The following is a 22259-nucleotide window of genomic DNA, read 5'->3' on the forward strand; positions in this document are numbered from 1 at the left end:
GGGTGATCGGCTCCTCGTCCGTCCAGCTCGGTCGCCTGTTCGGGATCAGGATCGGCGCCAGCCCCAGCTGGTTCGTCTTCCTGTTCCTGATGATCTACTTCCTGTCCGGGCAGTTCCAGGACGTCCTGGGCGGCTCGGACACGGAGGCCTACCTCGTCGCGGTCGCGGGCGCGCTGCTGTTCTTCGTGTCGCTCGTCGCCCACGAGCTCGGCCACGCGCTCGTCGCCCGCCGCAGCGGGATCGGGATCGAGGGGATCGACCTCTGGTTCTTCGGCGGTCTCGCGAAGCTCAGCCGCGACAGCCGCACCCCGGGCGAGGAGTTCCGCGTCGCCGGCGCGGGCCCGGCGGTGACGCTCGTGGTCTGCGCGCTGTGCCTGGCGTTCGGCTTCGGCCTGTCCCGGGCCGGCGAGTTCTTCGACAACGTGACGTTCAGCGAGTCGAGCACCACCCCGGCGCTCGCGCTCGCCTCGTGGCTGTTCACGGTCAACGCGTTCCTGTTCGTGTTCAACATGGTCCCGGCGTTCCCGCTGGACGGCGGGCGCCTGGCCCGCGCGGCCGCGTGGAAGATCACCGGGGACAAGAACCGCGGCACGCGCTTCTCCGCCCGGCTCGGCCAGGGCTTCAGCTTCGTGCTGATCGGCGGCGGCGCGGTCCTCGCGTTCACGATCGACCCGATCAACGGCGTGTGGCTCATGGTGCTCGGCTGGTTCCTCGGCCAGGCGGCCTCGGGCGCGGTCGCGACGAGCGACTTCGCCGAGCGGATCGACGGCGTGACCGTCGCCGACCTGATGGACGGCGACCCGGTCACGATCCCCGGGGACACGACCGCGCTGCGCGCGCAGGAGGACTTCTTCCTGCGCTACGGCTGGGAGTGGTTCGCCGCGGTCGAGCCCGGGACCGGGCGCTACCTCGGGATCCTGCCGCGCGTGCGAGTGGACGGCGCGGTCGACGCGGGTCGCCCGATCCTGCCGGTCGCCGACCTGCTCGACGCCGCCGACGCGCGCTTCGCCGTCCGCGACGACGAGCCGCTGGAGGCGCTGATCCACTCCGCGCCGCTGCGCGACCTCGGGGCGCTCATGGTCGTCGACGCCGCCGGGGCGCTGCGGGGCGTCGTCACGGTCCAGCAGGTCCGCCGGGCGCTCGGCGCCGCGGTCGACGCCGCGTAGGCGGGCAGGCGGCGCCTAGCGCTCCCAGCGGAAGACGCGTGACGCGATCAGCGCGACGACCGCGCTGAAGGCGAGCAGGAAGGCCATCGGACCGAGCGCGGCCGCCGGGCCGTCCCCGCGCACCGTCACGTCGATCAGCCCGTCGGTGAGATGCCGCAGCGGGAACGCCTGCGAGACGGCCCTGATCCACTCCGGGGCGTCGTCGAGCGGGAAGAACGAGCCCGACAGGAACGCCATGGGCAGCACGATGATGTTCGCGATGCCGCTGGCGGCCTCCTCCGTGCGCGCGATGGCGCCCGCGAGCAGCCCGAGGGCCATGAACGCGAGCGCGGCGCACACGACGAGCGGGACGGCCATGTACCACGCCCCCGACAGCTGGAGGCCGAAGAACAGCACCGCGGCGAGGAAGAACACCGCGGTCTGCGCGAGCGCGATCGTGACGCTGACGCCGACCCGGGCGCCGACGACCGACCCCGCGCCGATCGGGGCGAGGCGCAGCCGCCGCAGCAGGCCCGAGACGCGCCAGTTCACGAGGGAGAGCGCCGCCCCGAAGGCGGCTCCGGTCGCGATCGCCCAGCCGAGCAGGCCGGGCGTGAAGTACTGGATCGGCTCCAGCGAGTCGTCCTCGACCTGCCGGGTGCTGAGCCGGAAGCGGGGCGGTTGTCCGGTGGCGGCGACGTTCGCGTTCTGGACGATCGCGTCGAAGGTGCCCCGGACGGTCGCGGCGGTCACCTGGTCGGCGGCGGAGTAGCGCACGACGACCCGTCCGCCCTGCTCGAGCACGACCGCGTCGACGTCGCCGTCACGGACCTGCTCGAGCGCGGCGGCGAGGTCGGTCTCTCGGCGGACGTCGAGGACGTCGTCGAGCGACCGCCTCGTCGCGGCGGACGCGCCGTCGAGCAGCGCCACCCGGCCGACCTGCACGACTGTGCTGCGGTCCCGCTGGCCGTCACCCGCGAGACCGCCGAGCAGGACGAGCAGCAGCAGCGGGAAGGCGATCGAGAAGAACAGCGCCGAGCGGTCGCGGACGAATCCGAGGAACATCGCGCGGGCGATGCTGCGCAGCGAGGTCATACGCGGTACTCCCTTCCGGTGAGGTCCAGGAAGACGTCCTCGAGCGTCGCGCCGGCGACCTGGAGCCCCTCGAGCGCGCCGTGCTGGGCGAGCGCGCCCAGCACGGCGGGCGCGTTCCGGGTGCGCAGCGTGAGCGTCGACCCGCCCACCTCGGCGTCCTCGACGCCCTCGATGGCGCGGGCGTGCGCTAGGTCGAGGGCGCTCGCGGCGACCGAGATCCGCAGCGGCGCGCCGAGGTCGCGGATCAGCGCGGCGGGCTCGTCCAGGCGCAGGATCCGCCCGTGGTCCATGATCGCCACGCGGTCGCAGAGGATCTCGGCCTCGTCCATGTGGTGGGTCGTGAGGACGACCGTGCGGCCGGCCCCGGTGATCGAGCGCAGCATGTCCCAGAGGTTGCGGCGCGCCTGCGGGTCGAGCGCGGCGGTGGGCTCGTCGAGGAACACGACCTCCGGGTCGTGGACGAGCGCGCACGCGATCGAGAGCCGTTGCTTCTGCCCGCCGGAGAGGTCGTTGGTCGGCGTCTCGTGCCGGTCCGCCAGCCCGACGGTCTCCAGGGCAGCGTCGATGCGCCCGTCCTCGACCCCGTAGAGCGCGGCGAACGTCGCGATCTGCTCGCGCACGGTCAGCCGGTCGAAGAACGCGGAGGACTGCAGCTGCGCGCCGATCCGGGGCAGCAGCGCCCGGTTGCGTGGCCAGGGGTCCAGTCCGGTCACCGTGACGGTCCCGCCGTCGGGCTCGCGCAGCCCTTCGACGAGCTCGAGCGTCGTGGTCTTCCCGGCGCCGTTGGGACCGAGGATGCCGAAGAACTCGCCCGCCTCCACCGCGAACGAGACGCCGTCGACGGCGGGGGTCCCGTCGTAGCTCTTGCGGAGGTCGTGCACCTCGATGACCGGCGCCATCGGCGCCGTCTACGCCCCGGTCGACCGGGGAAATCCCGCCGACGGGGATCCGGTGATCCCCGTTGCAGCGCCTGTGAGAGGCCCGCAGGAATAAGGGTTCCCTAACTGCCGATGGACAGCGAATGCCGTCCGCGGGAGTGGGGAATGGGCGCGTATGTCGTCAAGCCGGGAGCGATCCCGACCCGTATAGAGTGCGGTCCTAGAACACGTCCGTCGCAGAGAGAGTTCATGCCTTCACACGACGTCCTCATCATCGGCGCGGGACTCGCAGGTCAGCGAGCCGCCCTCGCCGCAGCCCAGGCCGGAGTCACGGTCGCGATCATGAGCAAGGTCCATCCGGTCCGCTCACACTCGGTGGCCGCCGCCGGCGGCATCAACGCCGCGGTCAGCGTCACCGACGACTGGCGCTCCCACGCCTACGACACCGTCAAGGGATCAGACTTCCTCGGCGACCAGGACGCCATCGAGGTGATGTGCTCCGAGGCCCCCGCCGAGGTCATGCACCTCGAGCACATCGGCGTCACGTTCCACCGCAACGACGACGGTCTGCTCGACCTCCGCGCCTTCGGTGGCGCCTCGGTCAAGCGCACCGCATACGTCGCCGACATCACCGGCCAGGCGATCCTGCACGTCCTGTACGAGCAGCTGATGAAGCACTCCGACACCGTCGACCGGTACGAGGAGTGGTTCACCACCTCCCTGATCCTCGACGACGAGGGCACCTGCACCGGCTGCGTGGCGCGGAACATCCGCACCGGCGACATGGAGGTCTTCACCGCCAAGAACGTCATCCTCGCCTCCGGTGGCGCCGGCCAGATCTGGAAGCCGTCCACCAACGCGCTCATCTGCACCGCCGACGGCATCACGCAGGCGTACCGCGCCGGCGTGCCGCTGATGGACATGGAGATGATCCAGTACCACCCGACCACGCTGCTGGAGAACGGCTTCCTCATCACCGAGGGCGCCCGCGGCGAGGGTGCGCACCTCCTCAACTCCGAGGGCGAGCGCTTCATGGAGAAGTACGCGCCCAACAAGATGGAGCTCGCCTCCCGCGACGTCGTGTCGCGCGCCGAGCAGACCGAGATCAACGAGGGTCGCGGCGTCGGCGAGGACGGGGCGGGCATCTACCTCGACATCACCGTGGTGCCGAAGAAGCGCACGCTCGAGGCGCTCCGCGAGATCGTCAACATCGGCAAGGACTTCGCCGGCGTCGACATCACCAAGGAGCCGATCCTCATCCGGCCCGGCCAGCACTACATCATGGGCGGCGTCAAGACCGACGTCGACGGCGCGACCCCGGTCCCCGGCCTGTACGCCGCCGGCGAGGTCGCCTGCGTCTCCGTCCACGGCGGCAACCGGCTCGGCGCCAACTCGCTGCTCGACACGCTGATCTTCGGCCGCCGCTCCGGCGAGCACGCCGCGGAGCGCGCGAAGAGCATGACGATGCCGACCAACGACCGCACGCAGCTGCTCAAGGACGAGGCGGAGATCAAGGAGATCATCGGCCGCCCGAAGACCGGGCGCCGCGTCTCCGAGATCAAGGACGAGCTCGGCACCGTCATGAACCGCTACGTCGCGGTGTTCCGCGACGAGGCCGGCCTCCAGCACGCGCACGAGGTCGTGCGGCGGCTGAAGGAGGAGGCGAAGTCCGCCTACATCGACGACCAGGGCACCGTCTTCAACCAGGACGTGCTCGGGGCGATCGAGCTCGGCTACATGCTCGACGCCGCCGAGTGCTGCGTCGTCGCCGCGCTCGAGCGCAAGGAGTCCCGCGGGGCGCAGTTCCGCACCGACTTCCCGGAGCGCAACGACGACGAGTGGCAGAAGCACATCAACACGTCGATCAACGGCGACGACGTGCCGACGATCCACTACTCGCCCGTGACCATCACCCAGTGGCAGCCCGAGGAGCGCAAGTACTAGATGGACACTCGTAAGCCCGCGCAGGACTTCACCCTGCGCATCCGCCGCTACGACCCGGACTCGGGCGAGGCCCCGTACTGGGACGAGCACACGGTGACCCTCGAGCCGCACCGCTCGGTGCTCGAGGGCCTGCTGCAGGCCAAGGCCAAGTACGACGGCTCGATCGGCGTGCGTTGTTCGTGCCGTGCCGCGATCTGCGGCTCCTGTGGCGTGCGGATCAACGACAAGCCCGGCCTCGCCTGCCACACCCATCTCGAGGAGGCGCTCAAGCGCTCCAAGGACGGGAAGATCACGGTCGAGCCGATGGGCAACATGCCCGTCATCAAGGACCTGATCGTCGACATGGACGCGGTCCACTGGAAGAAGATCAACCGCGTCACCCCGTGGCTGATCGGCAAGACCCCGGTGCCGGAGCGCGAGTACGTCGTCGACCGCGTCTCGATGGTCGACGTGACCCAGACGATGGCCTGCATCCAGTGCGGCGCCTGCGTCTCGGACTGCCTCTCGATGGAGGTCGACCCGGGCTTCATCGGCCCGGCCGCCCTCGCGAAGGCGTACCGCTTCGTCGGCGACCCGCGTGACGCCGAGCAGCAGCAGCGGCTGAAGGACCTCTCCGAGGACCCCAACGGCATCTACAACTGCACGCACTGCTTCAAGTGCGTGGAGGCGTGCCCGAAGGGCGTCGCGCCGATGAACCAGATCATGCGTCTGCGCCGTCGCGCCGGCTCCGACCACCACATCGACGACCGCAACAACGGCCACCGTCACGAGGCCGCGTTCGTCACGCTCGTCAAGCAGGGCGGCCTGCTCCACGAGGCCGAGCTGCTCCCGCGCTCGTACGGCGGCGACAGCTGGTTCGGCAAGTTCGCCCCGAAGGCGGGCGCCGAGCTCGTGTCCTCGCTGCCGGTCATCACCAAGGCGGTGCTGCGGCGCAAGGTCAACCCGAAGCTCGCGCTCGTGCCGCACAAGATCCCCAAGCAGGACGTCAAGGCCGTCCGCGAGATCTTCGACACGATCGGCTCGCGCGAGGAGCGCTACGAGCTGAACCTGTACGTGGTCGGGGACGACAAGGACCTGGAACAGCCCGTCGCGGGCGCCGTCGAGGATCGGAGCACCACCTGATGAAGGTCGCCTACTGGCCCGGCTGCGTCAGCCGCGGCTTCACCCCCGAGCTGCACGGCTCGATGGCGCAGGTCGCGCCGAAGCTCGGGATCGAGCTCGTCGAGCTCGACCGTGCCTGCTGCACCGGTGCCGGCGTCATCGCCGAGCACAACCAGGAGCTCGCCGACACCCTCAACGCCCGCACGTTCGCGCTGGCGCAGCAGGAGCTGGCGAAGGGCGCCGACCTGATGATGAACATCTGCTCGACCTGCCAGGGCGCGCAGAGCGAGTCGCAGGAGCGCCTGGACGCGAACAAGGTCTACCGCGACCACGTCAACGAGACGCTGGCCAAGGAGAACCTGACCTACCAGCAGGGCATCGCCAACAAGAACTTCCTGTGGATGCTCGTCGAGGACTACGGCCTCGACAAGCTCAAGGAGAAGGTCGTCAAGCCCCTCACGGGCCTGAAGGTCGGCCCGTTCTACGGCTGCTACATCGTCCGTCCGGCGGACCGCCTGGGCATCGACGACGAGAACCCGCGTGACAGCTACCTGTCGCTGGTCATCGAGGCGCTCGGCGGCACGGTCATCGACTACGCCGGCTCGCACAAGTGCTGCGGCTTCCCCATCATCACGATGAAGAAGGAGGCGTCGCTGACGATGGCGGCGCGCAACCTCGGGGACGCGCAGGACGCGGACGCGGACTGCATCGTCACGCCGTGCCCGCTGTGCCACCTGAACCTCGACCTGCAGCAGCCGATCGCGGCGAAGCTCACGCCCAAGCCGCTGAACATGCCGGTGCTGCACCTGCCCCAGCTCGTCGGCCTGGCCCTCGGCCTGTCGCCGAAGGAGATCGGGCTGAACAAGCACGTCGTGAAGCCCACCGCGGTCGTCGACTGGTCGACGAGCGTGATCGCGGGCGTCGGCGCCGAGGGCGGCGGCTGGTAGCCACGCCCGGCCGCGTGCCGATCCCGCAGGACCTTCGAGGCCGCCCCACGGGGCGGCCTCGGTCGTTCTGCACCCCCGCTTGCAGGGGCGTCCTGTCGGGGCGCCACGACGCCCCGGCCGGGGCATAGGATGCGCGCTCGATGCGGTTGCCGGATCTCGACAAGGTGCTCCCCCTCCCCGGGCGGCGCCGCCCCAAGCGGGCGGCCGCGAAGCCCGCGCCGCGCTCGTTCCTGCCGCTGCCCTCCGAGGACGGGATCGCCGAGCGCGCCCGGGCGCTCGGCGCGCCGAAAGGCGGCACGAGCCCCGCGGGACCGCTGGACGTGGCCCGGCTCGACGCGGCGCGCGAGCGGCTACGCCGCGAGATCCCGCCGGTCGACGACGACTGACGCCGTCCCCCGACGGCCCCGGAACGCGGACGGGCGGGCCGTCCTGGCCCGCCCGTTCCGACTCCCGGTGTTGCGTACCCCATTCCGCCCCAGGGAAGCTCTGTCGCGGTCGTCCCTCCCGTGGTCCGACCGGCTCGCCGTGTGTGCGTCAGGCGATGAGGCAATGGTGACGCAGCGGTCAGCGGCCGTCGTCCCCTCACCCGGGTGATCTTCGGGTGAGCGCCCGGGTGAGAAACGGGTGAGATCGCCCTCACCCTTTCGGGCCCGGCTGCCGATAGGGGTCACAGGACCATGGTCGCCCGCCGTTCCATCACCGTCGCGCTCGCCCGCTTCGAGGACCTCGTCGCCCGGGGCCTGCGCGCGTTCGTCGAGGACGACGAGCACCTGGAGATCGTGGCGGCCGACGTCGAGCAGCACGACCTCGACGGGGTCCTGCGGGTGCACCGGCCGCGCGTCGCGATCGTGAACTTCGGCGGGCTGCGCAGCCCGGCCGACGTCCGCCGCCTGCACACCGCGCACCCCGACACGCGCCTGGTGGTGCTCGCCAACCGGCCCGGGCCCGCCGAGGCCAACCAGATGCTCGCGTTCGGCGCGACCGCCTGCCTGAGCAAGGACACGCAGGCCCGCGACGTCCTCAACGCGATCCACCTCGCCTCCCGCGGCCTGCAGGTCCTCCCCCGCTCCGCGGCGGGCGGCGCCGCGACGGCCGGCGAGCAGGTCGGCCCCGACCTCCTCACCCCGCGCGAGGCCGACGTGCTCGAGCACCTCCAGCGCGGCGCCTCCAACGCGGAGATCGCGCTCGCGCTGCACGTCGGCGTCGAGACCGTCCGCACCCACCGCCGCAACATCTACCGCAAGCTCGGGGTGCGGACCCGTCGCGAGCTCGCCGGCCTGACGTCCCGCTGAGCCCGACGCTCGTCAGCGGGTAGGGTGACGCCATGCCCAAGGTCAAGCTCCACCGCTGCCAGTTCACCTTCCTGCACACGAGCCTCGACGCCTGCTGGAACGCGGAGAAGGCGCTGCGCGACCAGGGGATCGAGTACGAGGTCGTCAAGCACAACGGCCTGAAGAAGGGCAACCGCCCGGCGCTCGAGGCGCTCAGCGGCCAGAGCAAGCTCCCCGTCATCGAGTTCGAGGACGGCTCCGCGTACCGCGAGGAGTCCAAGGACATGGCCAAGCGCATCCGCGCCGGCGAGCTCTTCTCCTAGCGCGCCACGCGTCGGGTCCGGTCACCGGACCCGACGGCAGCACGGTGGCGCGCCGGTCGCGCGCCACCCCGGGACTCAGGTCCGGACGAGGCCCTTCTCGACCAGCAGCTCCGCGATCTGGATCGTGTTGAGCGCGGCGCCCTTGAGCAGGTTGTCGCCGACCACGAACAGGTTCAGCGAGCACGGGTCGGCGAGGTCCTTGCGGATGCGGCCGACGACGACCTCGTCGCGGCCCGCCCACTCCAGCGGGGTCGGCACGTCGTCGAGCGCGACGCCGGGCATCGCCGCGAGCGCCGCCTTGGCCTCGTCGACGTCGACCTCGCGCGCGAACGTGGCGCGGATCGCGATCGCGTGGCCGACCATGACCGGCACGCGCACGCACGTCGGGGCGACGGTCAGCTCGGGCAGGTCGAGGATCTTGCGGCTCTCGCTGAGCATCTTCAGCTCCTCGTCGGTGTAGCCGCCCTCCTTCTCGGAGCCCAGCCACGGCACGACGTTGAACGCGATCGGCTTCGCGTGGACGCTCGCGGTCACCGACGCGTACGCCTCGGCGCCGGCGTCGACGAGCTTCTCGCGCTGCCCGAGCATCGTCGGGATCTGCTCGGCGAGCTCGTCCATGCCCTTCTGCCCCGCGCCGCCGACCGCCTGGTAGCTGGACGCCACCAGGGACCGCAGGCCGTAGACGTCGTGCAGCGCCTTCATCGGCGGCATGAACGCCATCGTCGTGCAGTTGGGGTTGGCGATGATGCCCTTCGGCGTCTGCGCCACGAGGTCGCCGTTGACCTCGCTGACGACGAGCGGGACCTCCGGGTCCGCGCGGAACGCGGAGGAGTTGTCGATGACGATCGCGCCCTTCTCGACGAACTTCGGCGCCCACTCGCGGCTGATCGAGCCGCCGGCGCTGAAGATCGCGATGTCGATCCCGCCGATGTTGCGGTCGGCGAGCTCCTCGACCTTCAGGCCGCCGTCGAGGACCTTGCCCGCCGAGCGGGCGCTCGCGAGCGGCACGACCTCGGCCGCCGGAAAGCGCCGGTCGCGCAGGAGCCGCAGCATCGTCGTGCCGACCGCGCCGGTGGCGCCGACGATGCCGACGATCGGGCCGCTGCCGCCGCCCTGGCCGGTGACCGGGCAGGTCCCCTCTCCGCCGGCGCCGGTCATGCGAACTCCCCGAAGGGCTGCTCGGGCCGGATCGTGTCCGGGCCGCTGAGCTCGAACGCGCTGTGCAGGGCGCGGACCGCGTCGGGCACCTTGTCGCCCGGGACCACGCAGGAGATGCGGATCGGGGAGGTCGAGATCATCTCGATGTTGATCTCGTGCTCGCCGAGCGTCGTGAAGACCTTCGCGGCGACGCCCGGGTGCGACTTCATCCCGGCGCCGACGATCGAGACCTTCCCCATCGACTCGTCGGTGCGGATCTCGATGCCGTGCTCGGCGGCCAGGGCCGCGAGCGCGTCCTTGGCCGTGTCGAGGTCCTCGCGCGGGATCGTGAACGACATGTCGGCCTTCGCGTCGGCGGTGACCGGCTCGTTCTGGATGATCATGTCGATGTTGACGTTCGCCTCGGCGAGCGTCGTCGTCACCCGCCCGGCGATGCCGGGATGGTCGGGCAGGCCCAGCAGCGTCACGCGCGCCTCCCCGGTCGAGTGGGTGACGGCGGTGATCAGGGGGTTCTCCACGGTGTCCTCCTCGGACACGACGATCGTGCCCGGTTGGTCGTCGAAGCTGGAACGGCAGTGGATGCGCACGCCGTGGTTGCGGGCGTACTCGACGCTGCGCAGCTGCAGGACGCCCGCGCCGGAGGCGGACATCTCGAGCATCTCGTCGAACGAGACGACGTTCAGCTTGCGCGCGTCGGGGACGATGCGCGGGTCGGCGCTGAACACGCCCGCGACGTCGGTGTAGATCTCGCAGACGTCCGCGCCGACGGCGGCGGCGAGCGCGACCGCGGTCGTGTCCGAGCCGCCGCGGCCGAGCGTCGTGACGTCCTTCGCGGTCGACACGCCCTGGAAGCCGGCGACGAGGACGATGTTGTCGTCGTCCAGCGCGCTCGTGATGCGGTCGGCGCGCACGTCGAGGATTCTCGCCTTCGTGTGCGACGTGTCTGTCACGATGCCCGCCTGTGAACCGGTCAGGGAGATCGCGCGGTGCCCGAGGTCGTTGATCGCCATCGCGCAGAGCGCGCAGCTGACGCGCTCGCCGGTGGAGAGGAGCATGTCCATCTCGCGGGGGTCCGGCGACGGGCTGACCTCGAAGGCGTCGGCGATGAGCCGGTCGGTCTCCTTGCCGCGGGCGGAGAGCACGGCGACGACCCGGTGGCCGGCCTCGCGCTTCTCGACGATGCGCTTCGCTGCGCGCTTGAGGCGCTCCGCGTCGGCGACGGAGGTGCCACCGAACTTCATGACGACGGTCGGGGGGAGCTCATGGGGACGGTCGATTCTACGAGGGTGCCCGCCTCGCGGGCGGGCGACCCTGACCATGGGCGTGCACCTGCGTCGCCGCACCGTCGCGCTGGTCGTGCTCCTCGCCGCCCTGGCGGCGGCGATCCCGCTGCTCACGGGCTCCGACGACGACGCCGCGCCGACCACCGAGGGCGGCTCCTCGTTCCGTGCCGCGCCCGAGGTCCGCGAGCGCGGATCGTCCCTGATCTCCGCGCTCGCGCCGCTGCTGGCCGCCGGCAGCGGCCGGGCGGGACAGGGCTCCGCGACGGGCGCGGGCAGCACGACGACCGCCGCGCCGCAGCGCGGCGCGGCGGGCTCGAACCTCGGCGTGCCGGTCGACCGGGCGGCCGCGCGGCTGTTCGTCGTCGGCTTCCCGGGCACGACCCCGAACGCGCCGTTCTTCGCCCGGATGCGGGTCCGCGAGTGGGGCGGCGTGCTGCTCACGCGCCCGAACTACGTCGAGCCGGGACAGCTGCGCACGCTCGCCGCCGGGGTCGGGGCGGCCGCGCGCGCGGCCGGGCACGACGAGCCGTTCGTCGTCGCCCGCCAGGCCGGCGGCGAGGACAGCGCGTTCGGCAACCTCCCGCCCGACGCCCAGTTCGACCAGCTGACCCCGCAGGACGCCGCCGACCAGGCCCGGCGCTCGGCCGCGCAGCTGCGCGCGCTCGGGGTGACGATGACGCTCGCGCCCGACGCGGACCTCGGCTCGATCGGCGGGCCGTGGGACGGGCGCGGCTTCGCCGCCGACGTCCCGGACGTCACCGCCAAGACCGTCGCCGCGGTGCGCGCCTACCGGCGCGGGAACGTCGCCGCGGTCGTCGGGCACTTCCCCGGGGAGGGCGCCGCGTCCGCCGACCCGGCCCGCACCACCGCGACCGTCGGGCTCGGCCTCGACGAGCTGCGCGCCGCCGACATGCAGCCGTTCCTGGAGGTCGCGCCGGACGCCGCCGTCGTGCAGATGAGCGGGGCGCTGTACGCGGCGCTCGACGGGGTGACCCCGGCGACGCTGCTGCCGCAGGCGGTCGCGCTGCTGCGCAAGGAGGCCCGCTTCGACGGCGTCGTCCTGTCCGCGGACCTCGGGGCGGCCGCGTTCGCCTCGGGCACGACGCCCGGTGATGCCGCGGTCGATGCGCTGCGCGCCGGCTGCGACCTGCTGCTGCTGCCCGGGGACGCGACCGACCAGGAGCAGGCGGTGCGCACCGTGGTCCGCGCGATCCGCTCGGGAGCGCTGCCCGCCGCGCGGGTGCGCGAGGCGCTCGGCCGGGTCGCCGCGCTGAAGCGCCGCTACGACGTCGGCTGAGGGCCGGGCACGGGGCCTAGACCGCGCGGCGACCCGCGAGGGCCTTGCCGAGCGTGACCTCGTCGGCGTACTCGAGGTCCGAGCCGACCGGCAGGCCGGAGGCGAGCCGCGAGACCGTGACCTCGGGCGCGCGCTCGTGCAGGCCCGCGGCGAGGTGCAGCGCGGTGGCCTCCCCGGTGGTCGTCGGGTTGGTGGCCAGCACGACCTCGCGGACGTCGGGGTCCCCCGGGCGCGGGGTGGCGACGCGGGCGTACAGCTCGGCGATCCGCAGGTCGTCCGGGTCCACCCCGTCGATCGGGCTGAGCGCACCGCCGAGCACGTGGTAGCGGCCCCGGTACTCGTGGGTGCGCTCGAGCGGCACGATGTCCCCGGGCTCCTCGACGACGCAGATCAGCGCGGCGTCGCGGCGCTCGTCCTGGCAGATCGTGCAGTGCGGCCCCTCCGCGAGGTTGAAGCAGATCTCGCAGACGCCGATCTTCTCCTTCACCTCGCGGATCGCGTCCGCCAGCGCGAGCGCCACGTCGGCGTCCGTGCGCAGGATGTGGAACGCGAGCCGCTGCGCGCTGCGCTGCCCGATCCCGGGCAGGCGGCCGAGCTCGGTGACGAGCCGCTGGACGGACGGGGCCTGCAACGGCTAGAAGCCCGGGAGCCCCAGGCCGCCGAGGTCCATGCCGCCGGTGACGCCGCCCATCGCCTTGGCGGCGAGCTCCTGCGCCGAGCGGATGCCCTCGTTGACCGCGGCGAGGACGAGGTCCGACAGCATCTCGGGGTCGTCGGGGTCGATCGCCTCGGGCTTGATCTCGATCGACTTCACGACGAGCTCGCCCGTGACGACCACGGTCACCATGCCGCCACCGGCGGTCGCGGTGACCTCCTGCTCCTTGAGCTTCTCCTGCGCGGCCATCATGTCGGCCTGCATCTTCTGGACCTGCTTGAGCATCTGGTTCATGTTCGGCTGGGGCATCGGTCAGCTCTCCGTGGGGGTCTGGTCGGGGGCGGGTTCCTCTTCCGCGTCGAACGCGGACTTCAGGCGGGCGAGCAGCTCGTCCTCGCCGATCGGCTGCGCGGCGGCGCCGATCTCCGGGACGACCTCGCTGAGGTCACGCAGGTCGAACGTCACCCGGGCGCGCATGCCGGTGATCGAGCGGATGGCCTCGACCAGGGCGTCGCGGTTGGGCTTGTCCTCCGCCTTCTTGCGCATGAACGCGTTGCCCTCGTCGAACGCGACGACGAGCTCCTCGCCGTGCAGCTCGACCGGGACCGCGCCGCCGAGGACCGCGCCGAGCAGGCCGCTCTGCTCGCTGATCGTCTCGAGCACCGCGGGCCACAGGTCCTTGACGCCGTCGAGATCCATCGAGCCCCCGGGCGCGGCGACCGGCTCGGGGGCGGGCGGCGGCGGAGCGGGCGGATCGGGGACCGGTGCGGGCGCAGCGGCCGACGCGACGGGCGCCGGCGGGACGGGCGCGGGCGCGGCGGCGGGCGCCTCGGCGGGCGGCGACGGCGCAGCGCCGGTCGGCGCCGCGGGGGCCGCAGGCGGGCTGTCCACCGGCGTGGCGGGCGGCGCGGGCGCGGCGGGCGGCGCCGGCGTGGCGGCGGGCGCGGACTGGACGGGCGCGGGCGCGGGGGGCGCGGGCGCGGGGGGCGCGGGCGCGGGGGGCGCGGGCGCGGGGGGCGCGGGCGCGGGGGGCGCGGGCGCGGGGGGCGCGGGCGCGGCGGCGGCCGGCGCGGGGACGGGGACCGCGGCGGCCGCGGGCGTCGGCACCGGTGCCGGGGCGGGCGCGCCGGACGCGAGGCGGGCCTCGAGCCGCTCGATCCGCGCCATCAGCGCGCGGGTCGTCGCGTCGACCTGCGGGGTGGCGGCCTTCACGAGCGCGAGCTCGAGCTGCGTGCGCGCGTCCGCACCGTCGCGGACGGCCCGCAGCGCCGTGGCCAGCAGATCCAGCAACCGCACGACGTCGCCCGGCGTCACCCGCTGGGCCTGGTCGAGCAGGCGCGCGTCGCGGTCGGGGGTGATCGCGATCTCGCGCGGGACGGTCCCGAGCGTCTGCACGACCATGACCTCACGCACGTGGCCCTCGAGCTGGCGGCTGTAGTGCTGCAGGTCGCGGCCACCGTCCGACAGCGCCGCGATCGCGCGCAGCACCCCGGCGGCGTCGTGCGACGCGACGGCGTCGAGCGTGCCGAACAGCTGGTCGTCCGCCGCGACGCCGAGCACCGCGAGGACGTCGTCGAGCGTGATCTCCGCCCCGGAGTAGGTGACGAGCTGCTCGAGCGTGCCGAGCGCGTCGCGGAACGAGCCGGTCGCGTGGCGGGCCAGGAGAGCGACCGCGTCGGCGGGGATCGTGATCCCCTCCTGCGCGGCGACGCGGCCGACGACCCCGGCGAGCTGCTCGACGGTCGGCCGCTGGAAGTCGAAGCGGTGGCAGCGGTCCGCGACGGTCGGCAGGACCTTGTCGGCCTCGGTCGTCGCCAGCACGAAGATCGTGTTCGGCGGCGGCTCCTCGAGCGTCTTGAGGAACGCGTTCCACGCCTGCGTGGTCAGCATGTGCGCCTCGTCGAGGATGTAGACCTTCGCGCCGCCCGAGACCGGGGCGAAGGCGACGCTGTCGCGCAGCTCGCGGACGTCGTCCACCGAGTTGTTGGACGCCGCGTCCATCTCGATGACGTCGAGCGACGTCGCCGCGGCGATCGCCACGCACGACGGACACGCGCCGCACGGGCTGACCGTCGGCCGGGACTCCGCCCCGGTGCAGTTCAGGCACGCGGCGAGGATCTTCGCCATCGACGTCTTGCCGGTCCCGCGGGACCCGACGAACATGTACGCGTGGTGGACCTTGCCCTGCTCGACGGCGTTGCGCAGGGTGCGCACGACGTGCTCCTGACCGACCACGTCGGCGAACGTGCGCGGGCGGTGGCGACGGTAGAGCGAGGGGCCGGCGGACACGAGGAGCCAGTCTAGGGATACCCCCGGCGCGGCCGACGGGTAGCGTCACGGCCCTCGTGCACGCGCGTGTGAAAGCCCTGCTCCCGGCCATGCTCGTGCCCCCGGCGCTCGCCGCGGCGCTGCTCGTGCTGTTCCGCGGCGACGGGTTCCCGAACTACGACACCGAGTACGCGCTGCTCTGGGGCCGCGACATCGCCCGGCTCGACCCGATCGACACGGGCGCCTTCCTCTCTCCCACCCCGCACCCGCTGGCGAACCTCGCCGGCGCGCTGCTCGCCCCGCTGGACCTCGGCGTCGCGACGCAGCCCTACGGGACGACGGCGGAGTCGATCGTGACGGCGCTCGCGTTCCTGTGGCTCGGCGTGCTCGGCTACCTCGTCTACCGCCTCGGCGAGCGCTGGGCGGGCCCGGCGGCCGGGATCCTCGCCGCCGCGATCGTCCTCACCCGCGAGCCGGTCCTGAGCTTCGGCGTGCGCGCCTACGTCGACATCCCGTTCGTCTGCCTCGTGCTCGCCGCGATCCTGCGCGAGACACGGCGGCCCCGGGACGGCGCCGGGGTCCTCGTGCTGCTCGCGCTCGCCGGCCTGATCCGCCCGGAGGCGTGGCTGCTCGCGGCCGGCTACCTCGTCTACCTCTGGTGGCCGCAGCGGTGGGAGACGCCGCGGCTCGCGCTCCTCGTCGTGCTCGCCGCCGCCGGTCCCGTCCTGTGGGCGCTGCACGACCTGCTGCTCGTCGGCGACCCGCTCTACTCGCTGACCGGGACCCAGGACAACGCCGAGGTGCTGCAGCGTCGGCGCGGCTTCGCGGACCTGCCGCTCTACGGGCCCCGCCGCCTCGGCGAGATCGCACGCGAGCCCGTCCTGCTCGGCGCCGCGCTGGGTCTCGGGCTCGCGGTCCTGCGCCTGCGGGCCGTCCACGCGGTGCGGGTCGGGCTCGCGTCGCTCCTCGCCGCCGCCGTCGCGTTCGGCCTCCTGGCGGGCGCCGGGCTGCCGATCATCACCCGCTACCTGCTGCTGACGTCGGTGCTGCTGGCGCTGTTCGCCGCGGTCGCGCTCGTCGGCGTCACGCGGCTGCCCGCCGGTGACCGGCTGCGCCGACCGGCCTACGCCGGGGCGGTCGCGACGGCGACGCTGTTCGTCGCCTTCGGCCCCGGCCAGGTCGACCGGATCGACCGGCTGCGCGCCGCGATCACGACGCAGACGCAGATCCTCGCCGACCTGCGGTCGCTCACCGAGCCACGTGGCTCGGACCCCGCGCCGATCACCCGCGGGTGCGGTGTCGCGGTGCCCAACCAGCGGGCCGTGCCGCAGCTGGCGCTGTGGCTCGACGCGCCGCCGTCGCGGATCGTCGTCACGCAACGCGCGGGCGTGCCGCCGCGCGGCGGCTACGTCGTCCCCGCCAGTGCGGACGTCGCGCGGCGCTTCGTCCTCGACCCGCGCGACGAGCGCAAGGCGATCCCGCGCCCGCCGGCGGACGCCGACAACGTCGCCCGCAACGGGTCGTGGTCGGTGTCGCGACGCTGCCCCTGAGCAGGCAAGCACGAGCAGCAACGGCGACGCCCCCGGGAGACCGGGGGCGTCGTCCGTCCTGCGAAGTCATGGACCGTGCACCCGACCTCGAAGTGGCGATCGACGGGCGCTTCCGTCGAGACACGGCTCCGACCCAGGAACTCCCGCTGCGCCCGCCGGTGATCGCTTAAGGCTGCTTCCTTCCGGACCTGACCTGGTTCACGAGCCGTCGTCGCGCGGGACCCGGATCATCGACACCGCACTCGGCGAGCTCGACCCCGCGACCTCACCCCTCAACCGGGGATTCGGCCTCGCTAGAGCGGATTGCGAGCGACAGGGCACCGCTACCTCCCCCGCCTAGCACGGTCCGCCGTCGATGCTACCGGCCGGGCCCCGACGGCGCGCGACCACCCTTTCCCGACCACGGACGTCGGAGTTCCACTATGGTCCCGCCGGCCACGATGTAGGCATCCCTAACTAGGGCACCCTAAGACCGAAGGCTCGACCATGCGCAAGTACCTCCTCCCGCTGCTCCTCGTGCTCCCGCTCGCCACCACCGTGGCCGCCTGCGGCGACGACGAGGGGAACCCCAACGCCCTCACCGTCTACTCCGGCCGCAACGAGGACCTCGTCGGCCCGCTGCTGGAGCGGTTCGAGAAGGAGTCCGGCGTCGACCTCGAGGTCCGCTACGCCGATACCGCCGAGCTCGCGGCCACGATCCGCGAGGAGGGCGCCAACTCGCCCGCCGACGTCTTCTTCGGCCAGGACGCGGGCGCGCTCGGCGCGCTCGCCAAGGAGCAGCTCACCGCCCCGCTGGCGCAGAGCCAGCTCGGCAAGGTCGACGAGCGGTTCCGCTCCCCGGCCGGCGCCTGGGTCGGCACCTCCGCCCGCGCCCGCGTGATCGCCTACGACAGCCGCGAGTACCAGGACGCCGACCTGCCGCAGAGCGTCTTCGACCTCACCCAGCCCGCGTGGAAGGGCAAGGTCGGCTGGGCGCCCACCAACGGCTCGTTCCAGGCGTTCGTCACCGCCATGCGCAAGATCGCCGGCGAGGACCGCGCCAAGGCCTGGCTCGAGGGCATGCGCGCCAACGGCGTCAAGACGTTCGACTCGAACATCGCGATCCGCGACGCGATCGCCGCCGGCGAGATCGACCTCGGCCTGATCAACCACTACTACGTGCTCGAGGCCAAGGCCCAGGAGGGCGACGACTACCCCGTCGACGTCCACTTCACGAAGGCCGGCGACCCCGGCTCGCTCGTGAACGTCGCCGGTGTCGCGGTGCTCAAGAGCTCCGAGAAGCAGGCCGATGCCGCCAAGCTCGTCGACTTCCTGCTCGCCACCGAGGCCCAGAAGTTCTTCGCCGAGGAGACCAAGGAGTACCCGGTCGCCGACGGCGTCGCCGGCCCCGCGGGCGTCCCGCCGCTCGCCGACCTCGAGCAGCCCGACATCGACCTGTCGGACCTCGACGACCTCGCCGGGACGCTCGAGCTGATCGAGTCCTCCGGGGCCCTCTAGCCCCCGAGGACCGGAGCCGGACGCGTGGGCCTCGCGCTCGCCACCCCGCTGCGCCGCCGCATCCCGCCGCCCGCGCTCACGCTCGCGGGCGCGGCGTGCGCCGCGGTGGTCGCCGTGCCGCTCGTCTACCTGGCGATCGTCATCGGCGACCACCCCGACGCCGCCTGGGAGGCGCTGTGGCGCGAGCGGACCGCCCGGCTCATCGGCCGCTCGCTGCTGCTCGCCGCCGCCGTCTCGCTCAGCGCCTCGGTGCTCGCGCTGACGCTCGCGTGGCTGACCGTCCGCACCGACCTGCCCGGTCGGCGGCTGTGGTCGGTCCTCGTCGTGCTGCCGTTCGTGATCCCGAGCTACATCGGGGCGTACCTGTTCGTCAGCGCCCTCGGGCCGGGCGGCGTGATCGCCCAGACCTCGTGGATCTTCGGCTTCTGGGGCGCCTGGCTCGTGCTGACGCTCTTCACCTATCCGCTCGTGCTGCTGCCGGTGCGGGCCGCACTGCGCCGCCTGGACCCGGCACTCGAGGAGGCCGCGCGCGGCATGGGCCGCCGGCCGTTCGTGGTCTTCGCGACCGTCGTCGTCCCGCAGCTGATCCCCGCCCTGGGCGCCGGGGCGCTGCTGGCGATCGCCTACTCGCTCGCCGACTTCGGCGCCGTGTCGATCCTGCGGTTCGACAGCTTCACCCGCGTCATCTACCAGTCCTACAAGGCGAGCTTCGACCGCACCGGGGCGGCCGCGCTCGCCGCCCTGCTCGTCGTCGTGATCGTGCTCGTCGTCATCGCGGAGCGGCGGATCCGCGGCGACCGGGGCCGCACCCGCGTCTCCCCCGGCGTGGCGCGCGCCGCCACCCCGGTCGCGCTCGGCCGCTGGACCGTGCCGGCGCTGCTGTTCTGCGGGCTCGTCGTCGCGGTCGCGCTCGTGATCCCGGTCGCCACCCTGATCGTCTGGTCCGGCCGCGCGTTCGCCGGCGACCCCGACTGGGGCCGGCTGCTCGCCGCCGCCGGACGCTCGCTGGCGACCGCGGGGCTCGCCGCCGGGGCCGCGGTGCTCGTCGCGCTGCCGATCGCGCTGCTGTCGGCACGGCACCCCGGGCGGATCAGCCGCGTGCTCGACACCGTCGCGCAGACCGGCTACGTGCTGCCCGGCCTCGTCGTCGCGCTGGCGCTCGTGTTCGTCGGCACCCGCGTCGCGCCCTGGGCGTACCAGACCCTCGGCATCGTGGTCTTCGCGCTCGTCGTGCACTTCCTGCCGCTCGCGCTCGGGTCGATGCGCACCGCGCTGCTGCAGGTCCCGCGGTCGGTCGAGGAGGCCGGACGCAACGCCGGGCGCGGCCCGCTCGCCGTCTGGGCGACGATCACCGCGCCGCTGGCGATGGGCGGCACCCTCGCCGGGGCGGCGCTCGTGTTCCTCACGACGGTGAAGGAGCTGCCGACCCTGATCCTGCTGGCGCCGACCGGCTACGAGACGCTCGCCACGCGGATCTGGTCGCAGTCCACGGTCAGCGCCTTCGAGGCGGGCGCGCTCCCCGCCCTGCTGCTGCTCGCGGTCAGCGCCCCGCCCCTGTTCCTCCTGGCCGCCAAGGAGCGCTGAGCCGTGCGCATCCGGACCGTCGACGGCCTCCGCGGCTTCGCGGCGCTGCTCGTCGTCTTCGACCACACCGTCGAGGACCACTGGGGCCTCGGCCCCTGGTCCACGCAGAACCACGGCGTCGTGCTGTTCGCGATCCTCACCGGCATGCTCGTCGGCGCCCCGTTCCTGCGGGCGCGCCTCGACGGGCGGCCCGAGCCGGCGCTGCGCCCCTACCTGCGGGCCCGCGCCTCGCGGATCTACCCCGGCTACTGGGTCGCGCTCGCCGGCGCAGCCCTGCTGGTCGGCTGGCACTACGTGGAGCAGCCCGCCACCGACTGGCTGCAGATCGTCACGCTCACGCAGGCCTACGGACCCGACGGGCCGTGGGAGGGCATCCCGCCGACCTGGTCGCTGTCGATGTTCTTCGCCTTCTACCTGCTGCTGCCCGTCTGGTCGCGGCTGCGTCGCCGCGCCGACCGCGACCGCGACCCCGCGCCCGCCGCCGTCCTGCGCCGCGAGTCGCTGTGGCTGGCCGGGGTCATCGTCGGCGCGCTGCTGGTCCGCGAGCTGTCGCTCACCGGGCCGCTGACCGAGGAGCCGGTCTTCAACGTCTTCGGCCGCGCGGACTGGTTCGCGATCGGCATGCTGCTGGCGATCGTCGTCGCCGCCCGGCAGCGCGGGCTCGCCGGCCCGCTGCTCGACCTCCCGGGCCGTCGGCCCTGGCCGACCATCGCGCTCGCGCTGGCCGCCACGACGACCGCCGCGCTGCTGCCGCTGTCCTACGTCGAGGGCCGCGACCAGCTCGACACGATCGCCGCGACGCTGCTGATCGCCGCGCTGCTGCTGCACGGCGACGCGCTGCGCGGCCCGCAGCGCTGGTGCGTCACGCGCCCGGCGCAGGCGCTCGGCCGCTGGTCCTACGGGATCTTCCTGTGGGGCTGGATCGTGCAGAAGGCGCTGGTCGTGCACGCCCCGGACCTGCCGCTCGGCGCGCGGCTGCCGCTCACCATGGCCCTCGCCGTGCTGGCCGGGGCCGCGAGCTGGCGGTTCGTCGAGGCGCCGCTCGGGCGCCGGCTCAAGCGCCGCGCCACCGGTGGGGACCGACCGGCGGACCCGTCGGTCCGGCAGCCTCCCGCGCTCCCCGCGTGAGACGATGAGGAGTGCCGTGCGCCTGCGCCGCCCCGCACCCTCCGTCTCCGACGCCGCCCCGCTGGACGCGCCCCCGTGTCACGCCATCGCGTGCCTGGGGGTGACCAAGCGCTTCGACGCCCACCAGGCGGTCGACGGCGTCGACCTCGACGTCGGCAGCGGGGAGATCGTCGCGCTGCTCGGCCCCAGCGGCTGCGGCAAGACGACGATGCTGCGGATGATCGCCGGCTTCGAGCAGCCGGACGCGGGCACCATCGCGATCTCCGGCCGCACCGTCGCCGGGCCCACCCAGGCCGTCTCGCCCGAGGCGCGACGGGTCGGCATGGTCTTCCAGGACTACGCGCTGTTCCCGCACCTCGACGTCGCCGCGAACGTCGGCTACCCGCTCGGTCGGCGGCCGGACCCCGCGCGCGTGCGCGAGCTGCTCGAGCTCGTCGGCCTCGACGGCCTCGGCGCGCGCCGCCCGCACGAGCTCTCCGGCGGGCAGCAGCAGCGCGTCGCGCTCGCCCGCGCACTGGCGAACCACCCGTCCGTCGTGCTGCTGGACGAGCCGTTCTCCAACCTCGACGCGGCGCTGCGCACCGAGGTCCGCGGCGAGGTCCGCCGGCTGCTGCGCGACGCGGGCGTGAGCGCGCTGCTCGTCACCCACGACCAGGACGAGGCGCTGTCGGTCGCCGACCGCGTCGCGGTCATGCGCGACGGGCGCATCGAGCAGGTCGGGACGCCCGAGGAGGTCTACGCCGCGCCGGCCGGGCACTGGGTCGCGTCGTTCCTCGGGGAGGTCGACGTGCTGCCGGGCGTCGCCGACGCCGGGCGCGTCACCACCCCGGTCGCGGTCCTCCCCGCCTCCCCCCGGCTGCACGGCGACGTCGACGTGCTCGTGCGCCCCGAGAGCGTGCGGATCGAGGCCACCGGCGCACCGGCCGGGGCGTGCGACGCGCTCGTGGTCGAGCGCGAGTACTTCGGGCACGACCAGCTCGTGCTGCTGGAGCTCGACGGCGGCACGCGGCTGCGCTCGCGCCGCCCCGGCTTCCCGGCCTGGCATCCGGGCGACCGCGTGAAGGCGTGGGTCGACGGGCCGGTCACCGTGCTCCCGCGCGCGTGAGCGCGCCGGGAGGCGCCCCGGACGCATGAT

At 73.4% G+C, this 22259-nt stretch carries 20 protein-coding genes and 1 other RNA gene; 13 read left to right on the forward strand and 8 right to left on the reverse strand.

Annotated elements, in window-relative coordinates; genetic code table 11:
- Positions 1-2 precede the first annotated feature (2 nt).
- Positions 3-1166, forward strand: coding sequence for a site-2 protease family protein (locus GKE82_RS09380; RefSeq protein WP_107566689.1), 1164 nt, complete (start codon positions 3-5; stop codon positions 1164-1166).
- 15 nt (positions 1167-1181) lie between these two features.
- Here GKE82_RS09380 and GKE82_RS09385 read toward each other — a convergent pair whose 3' ends face one another.
- Positions 1182-2240 carry an ABC transporter permease gene (locus GKE82_RS09385; RefSeq protein WP_154733099.1) on the reverse strand — a complete coding sequence of 353 codons (1059 nt, stop codon included), beginning with the start codon at positions 2238-2240 and terminating at the stop codon, positions 1182-1184.
- Positions 2237-3139: an ABC transporter ATP-binding protein gene (locus GKE82_RS09390; RefSeq protein ID WP_154733100.1), complete on the reverse strand. Its 903-nt coding sequence runs from the start codon at positions 3137-3139 to the stop codon at positions 2237-2239. Before GKE82_RS09390 ends, GKE82_RS09385 begins: the two co-directional genes overlap by 4 nt.
- 228 nt (positions 3140-3367) lie before the next feature.
- Here GKE82_RS09390 and GKE82_RS09395 point away from each other — a divergent pair, with 228 nt between their 5' ends.
- From GKE82_RS09395 to GKE82_RS09420, 6 genes are all read left to right on the forward strand, one after another.
- Positions 3368-5062 (forward strand): FAD-binding protein, encoded by a 1695-nt coding sequence (locus tag GKE82_RS09395; protein ID WP_107566690.1) that lies wholly within the window; start codon positions 3368-3370, stop codon positions 5060-5062.
- Positions 5063-6184, forward strand: coding sequence for a succinate dehydrogenase/fumarate reductase iron-sulfur subunit (locus GKE82_RS09400; RefSeq protein ID WP_154733101.1), 1122 nt, complete (start codon positions 5063-5065; stop codon positions 6182-6184).
- A complete protein-coding gene (locus GKE82_RS09405) occupies positions 6184-7110 on the forward strand; it encodes a CoB--CoM heterodisulfide reductase iron-sulfur subunit B family protein (RefSeq protein ID WP_107566692.1) in 927 nt (308 codons plus the stop codon). The genes GKE82_RS09400 and GKE82_RS09405 overlap by 1 nt, the downstream gene beginning before the upstream one ends.
- Before the next feature lie 140 nt (positions 7111-7250).
- On the forward strand, positions 7251-7496 hold the full coding sequence (locus GKE82_RS09410; protein ID WP_107566693.1) for a hypothetical protein: 246 nt from the start codon (positions 7251-7253) through the stop codon (positions 7494-7496).
- 291 nt (positions 7497-7787) lie between these two features.
- Positions 7788-8402, forward strand: a complete 615-nt coding sequence (locus GKE82_RS09415; protein ID WP_154733102.1) for a response regulator transcription factor — start codon at positions 7788-7790, stop codon at positions 8400-8402.
- Positions 8403-8434: 32 nt separating this feature from the next.
- Positions 8435-8704 (forward strand): glutathione S-transferase N-terminal domain-containing protein, encoded by a 270-nt coding sequence (locus GKE82_RS09420; RefSeq protein WP_154733103.1) that lies wholly within the window; start codon positions 8435-8437, stop codon positions 8702-8704.
- 75 nt (positions 8705-8779) lie between these two features.
- Here the strand turns inward: GKE82_RS09420 and GKE82_RS09425 are convergent, their stop codons facing one another.
- On the reverse strand, positions 8780-9862 hold the full coding sequence (locus GKE82_RS09425; RefSeq protein ID WP_154733104.1) for an aspartate-semialdehyde dehydrogenase: 1083 nt from the start codon (positions 9860-9862) through the stop codon (positions 8780-8782).
- Positions 9859-11103 (reverse strand): aspartate kinase, encoded by a 1245-nt coding sequence (locus GKE82_RS09430; RefSeq protein ID WP_107569505.1) that lies wholly within the window; start codon positions 11101-11103, stop codon positions 9859-9861. The genes GKE82_RS09425 and GKE82_RS09430 overlap by 4 nt, the downstream gene beginning before the upstream one ends.
- Positions 11104-11185: 82 nt before the next feature.
- On the opposite strand from GKE82_RS09430, the gene GKE82_RS09435 reads away from it, so the two are divergent.
- Positions 11186-12442, forward strand: coding sequence for a glycoside hydrolase family 3 N-terminal domain-containing protein (locus tag GKE82_RS09435; RefSeq protein WP_154733105.1), 1257 nt, complete (start codon positions 11186-11188; stop codon positions 12440-12442).
- A 16-nt stretch (positions 12443-12458) separates the two neighbouring features.
- On the opposite strand, the gene recR is transcribed toward GKE82_RS09435, so the two are convergent.
- From recR to dnaX, 3 genes are read right to left on the reverse strand one after another with little or no spacing between them, the layout of a single operon-like run.
- Positions 12459-13073 (reverse strand): recombination mediator RecR, encoded by a 615-nt coding sequence (gene recR / locus GKE82_RS09440; protein WP_107566698.1) that lies wholly within the window; start codon positions 13071-13073, stop codon positions 12459-12461.
- 3 nt (positions 13074-13076) lie between these two features.
- Positions 13077-13406, reverse strand: coding sequence for a YbaB/EbfC family nucleoid-associated protein (locus GKE82_RS09445; RefSeq protein WP_107566699.1), 330 nt, complete (start codon positions 13404-13406; stop codon positions 13077-13079).
- A gap of 3 nt (positions 13407-13409) precedes the next feature.
- A complete protein-coding gene (dnaX, locus tag GKE82_RS09450; protein WP_154733106.1) occupies positions 13410-15386 on the reverse strand; it encodes a DNA polymerase III subunit gamma/tau in 1977 nt (658 codons plus the stop codon).
- Positions 15387-15442: 56 nt separating this feature from the next.
- Here dnaX and GKE82_RS09455 point away from each other — a divergent pair, with 56 nt between their 5' ends.
- Positions 15443-16915 (forward strand): glycosyltransferase family 39 protein, encoded by a 1473-nt coding sequence (locus GKE82_RS09455; protein ID WP_154733107.1) that lies wholly within the window; start codon positions 15443-15445, stop codon positions 16913-16915.
- Between the two features lie 73 nt (positions 16916-16988).
- Here the strand turns inward: GKE82_RS09455 and ffs are convergent.
- An RNA gene (gene ffs, locus GKE82_RS09460) (signal recognition particle sRNA large type) lies at positions 16989-17260 on the reverse strand.
- Positions 17261-17401: 141 nt separating this feature from the next.
- On the opposite strand from ffs, the gene GKE82_RS09465 reads away from it, so the two are divergent.
- From GKE82_RS09465 to GKE82_RS09480, 4 genes are read left to right on the forward strand one after another with little or no spacing between them, the layout of a single operon-like run.
- The gene (locus GKE82_RS09465) at positions 17402-18412 is read left to right on the forward strand and encodes an iron ABC transporter substrate-binding protein (RefSeq protein WP_154733108.1); all 1011 of its coding nucleotides are present in this window, start codon (positions 17402-17404) and stop codon (positions 18410-18412) included.
- Positions 18413-18436: 24 nt separating this feature from the next.
- Positions 18437-19996 carry an iron ABC transporter permease gene (locus GKE82_RS09470; protein WP_107566704.1) on the forward strand — a complete coding sequence of 520 codons (1560 nt, stop codon included), beginning with the start codon at positions 18437-18439 and terminating at the stop codon, positions 19994-19996.
- Positions 19997-19999: 3 nt separating this feature from the next.
- Positions 20000-21124 carry an acyltransferase gene (locus GKE82_RS09475; RefSeq protein WP_154733109.1) on the forward strand — a complete coding sequence of 375 codons (1125 nt, stop codon included), beginning with the start codon at positions 20000-20002 and terminating at the stop codon, positions 21122-21124.
- Positions 21125-21140: 16 nt separating this feature from the next.
- Positions 21141-22229, forward strand: a complete 1089-nt coding sequence (locus GKE82_RS09480) for an ABC transporter ATP-binding protein (RefSeq protein WP_309233519.1) — start codon at positions 21141-21143, stop codon at positions 22227-22229.
- Positions 22230-22259 lie beyond the last annotated feature (30 nt).

It is taken from the genome of Conexibacter sp. W3-3-2 (assembly GCF_009707605.1).
GTDB classification, from domain to species: domain Bacteria; phylum Actinomycetota; class Thermoleophilia; order Solirubrobacterales; family Solirubrobacteraceae; genus Paraconexibacter; species Paraconexibacter algicola.

Excerpts from the sequence above, each read along its gene's own strand:
- GKE82_RS09385 (WP_154733099.1), bottom strand. The coding sequence starts at position 2,240 with ATGACCTCGCTGCGCAGCATCGCCCGCGCGATGTTCCTCGGATTCGTC.
- GKE82_RS09390 (WP_154733100.1), bottom strand. The coding sequence starts at position 3,139 with ATGGCGCCGGTCATCGAGGTGCACGACCTCCGCAAGAGCTACGACGGG.
- GKE82_RS09395 (WP_107566690.1), top strand. The coding sequence starts at position 3,368 with ATGCCTTCACACGACGTCCTCATCATCGGCGCGGGACTCGCAGGTCAG.
- GKE82_RS09400 (WP_154733101.1), top strand. The coding sequence starts at position 5,063 with ATGGACACTCGTAAGCCCGCGCAGGACTTCACCCTGCGCATCCGCCGC.
- GKE82_RS09405 (WP_107566692.1), top strand. The coding sequence starts at position 6,184 with ATGAAGGTCGCCTACTGGCCCGGCTGCGTCAGCCGCGGCTTCACCCCC.
- GKE82_RS09410 (WP_107566693.1), top strand. The coding sequence starts at position 7,251 with ATGCGGTTGCCGGATCTCGACAAGGTGCTCCCCCTCCCCGGGCGGCGC.
- GKE82_RS09415 (WP_154733102.1), top strand. The coding sequence starts at position 7,788 with ATGGTCGCCCGCCGTTCCATCACCGTCGCGCTCGCCCGCTTCGAGGAC.
- GKE82_RS09420 (WP_154733103.1), top strand. The coding sequence starts at position 8,435 with ATGCCCAAGGTCAAGCTCCACCGCTGCCAGTTCACCTTCCTGCACACG.
- GKE82_RS09425 (WP_154733104.1), bottom strand. The coding sequence starts at position 9,862 with ATGACCGGCGCCGGCGGAGAGGGGACCTGCCCGGTCACCGGCCAGGGC.
- GKE82_RS09430 (WP_107569505.1), bottom strand. The coding sequence starts at position 11,103 with ATGAAGTTCGGTGGCACCTCCGTCGCCGACGCGGAGCGCCTCAAGCGC.
- GKE82_RS09445 (WP_107566699.1), bottom strand. The coding sequence starts at position 13,406 with ATGCCCCAGCCGAACATGAACCAGATGCTCAAGCAGGTCCAGAAGATG.
- GKE82_RS09465 (WP_154733108.1), top strand. The coding sequence starts at position 17,402 with ATGCGCAAGTACCTCCTCCCGCTGCTCCTCGTGCTCCCGCTCGCCACC.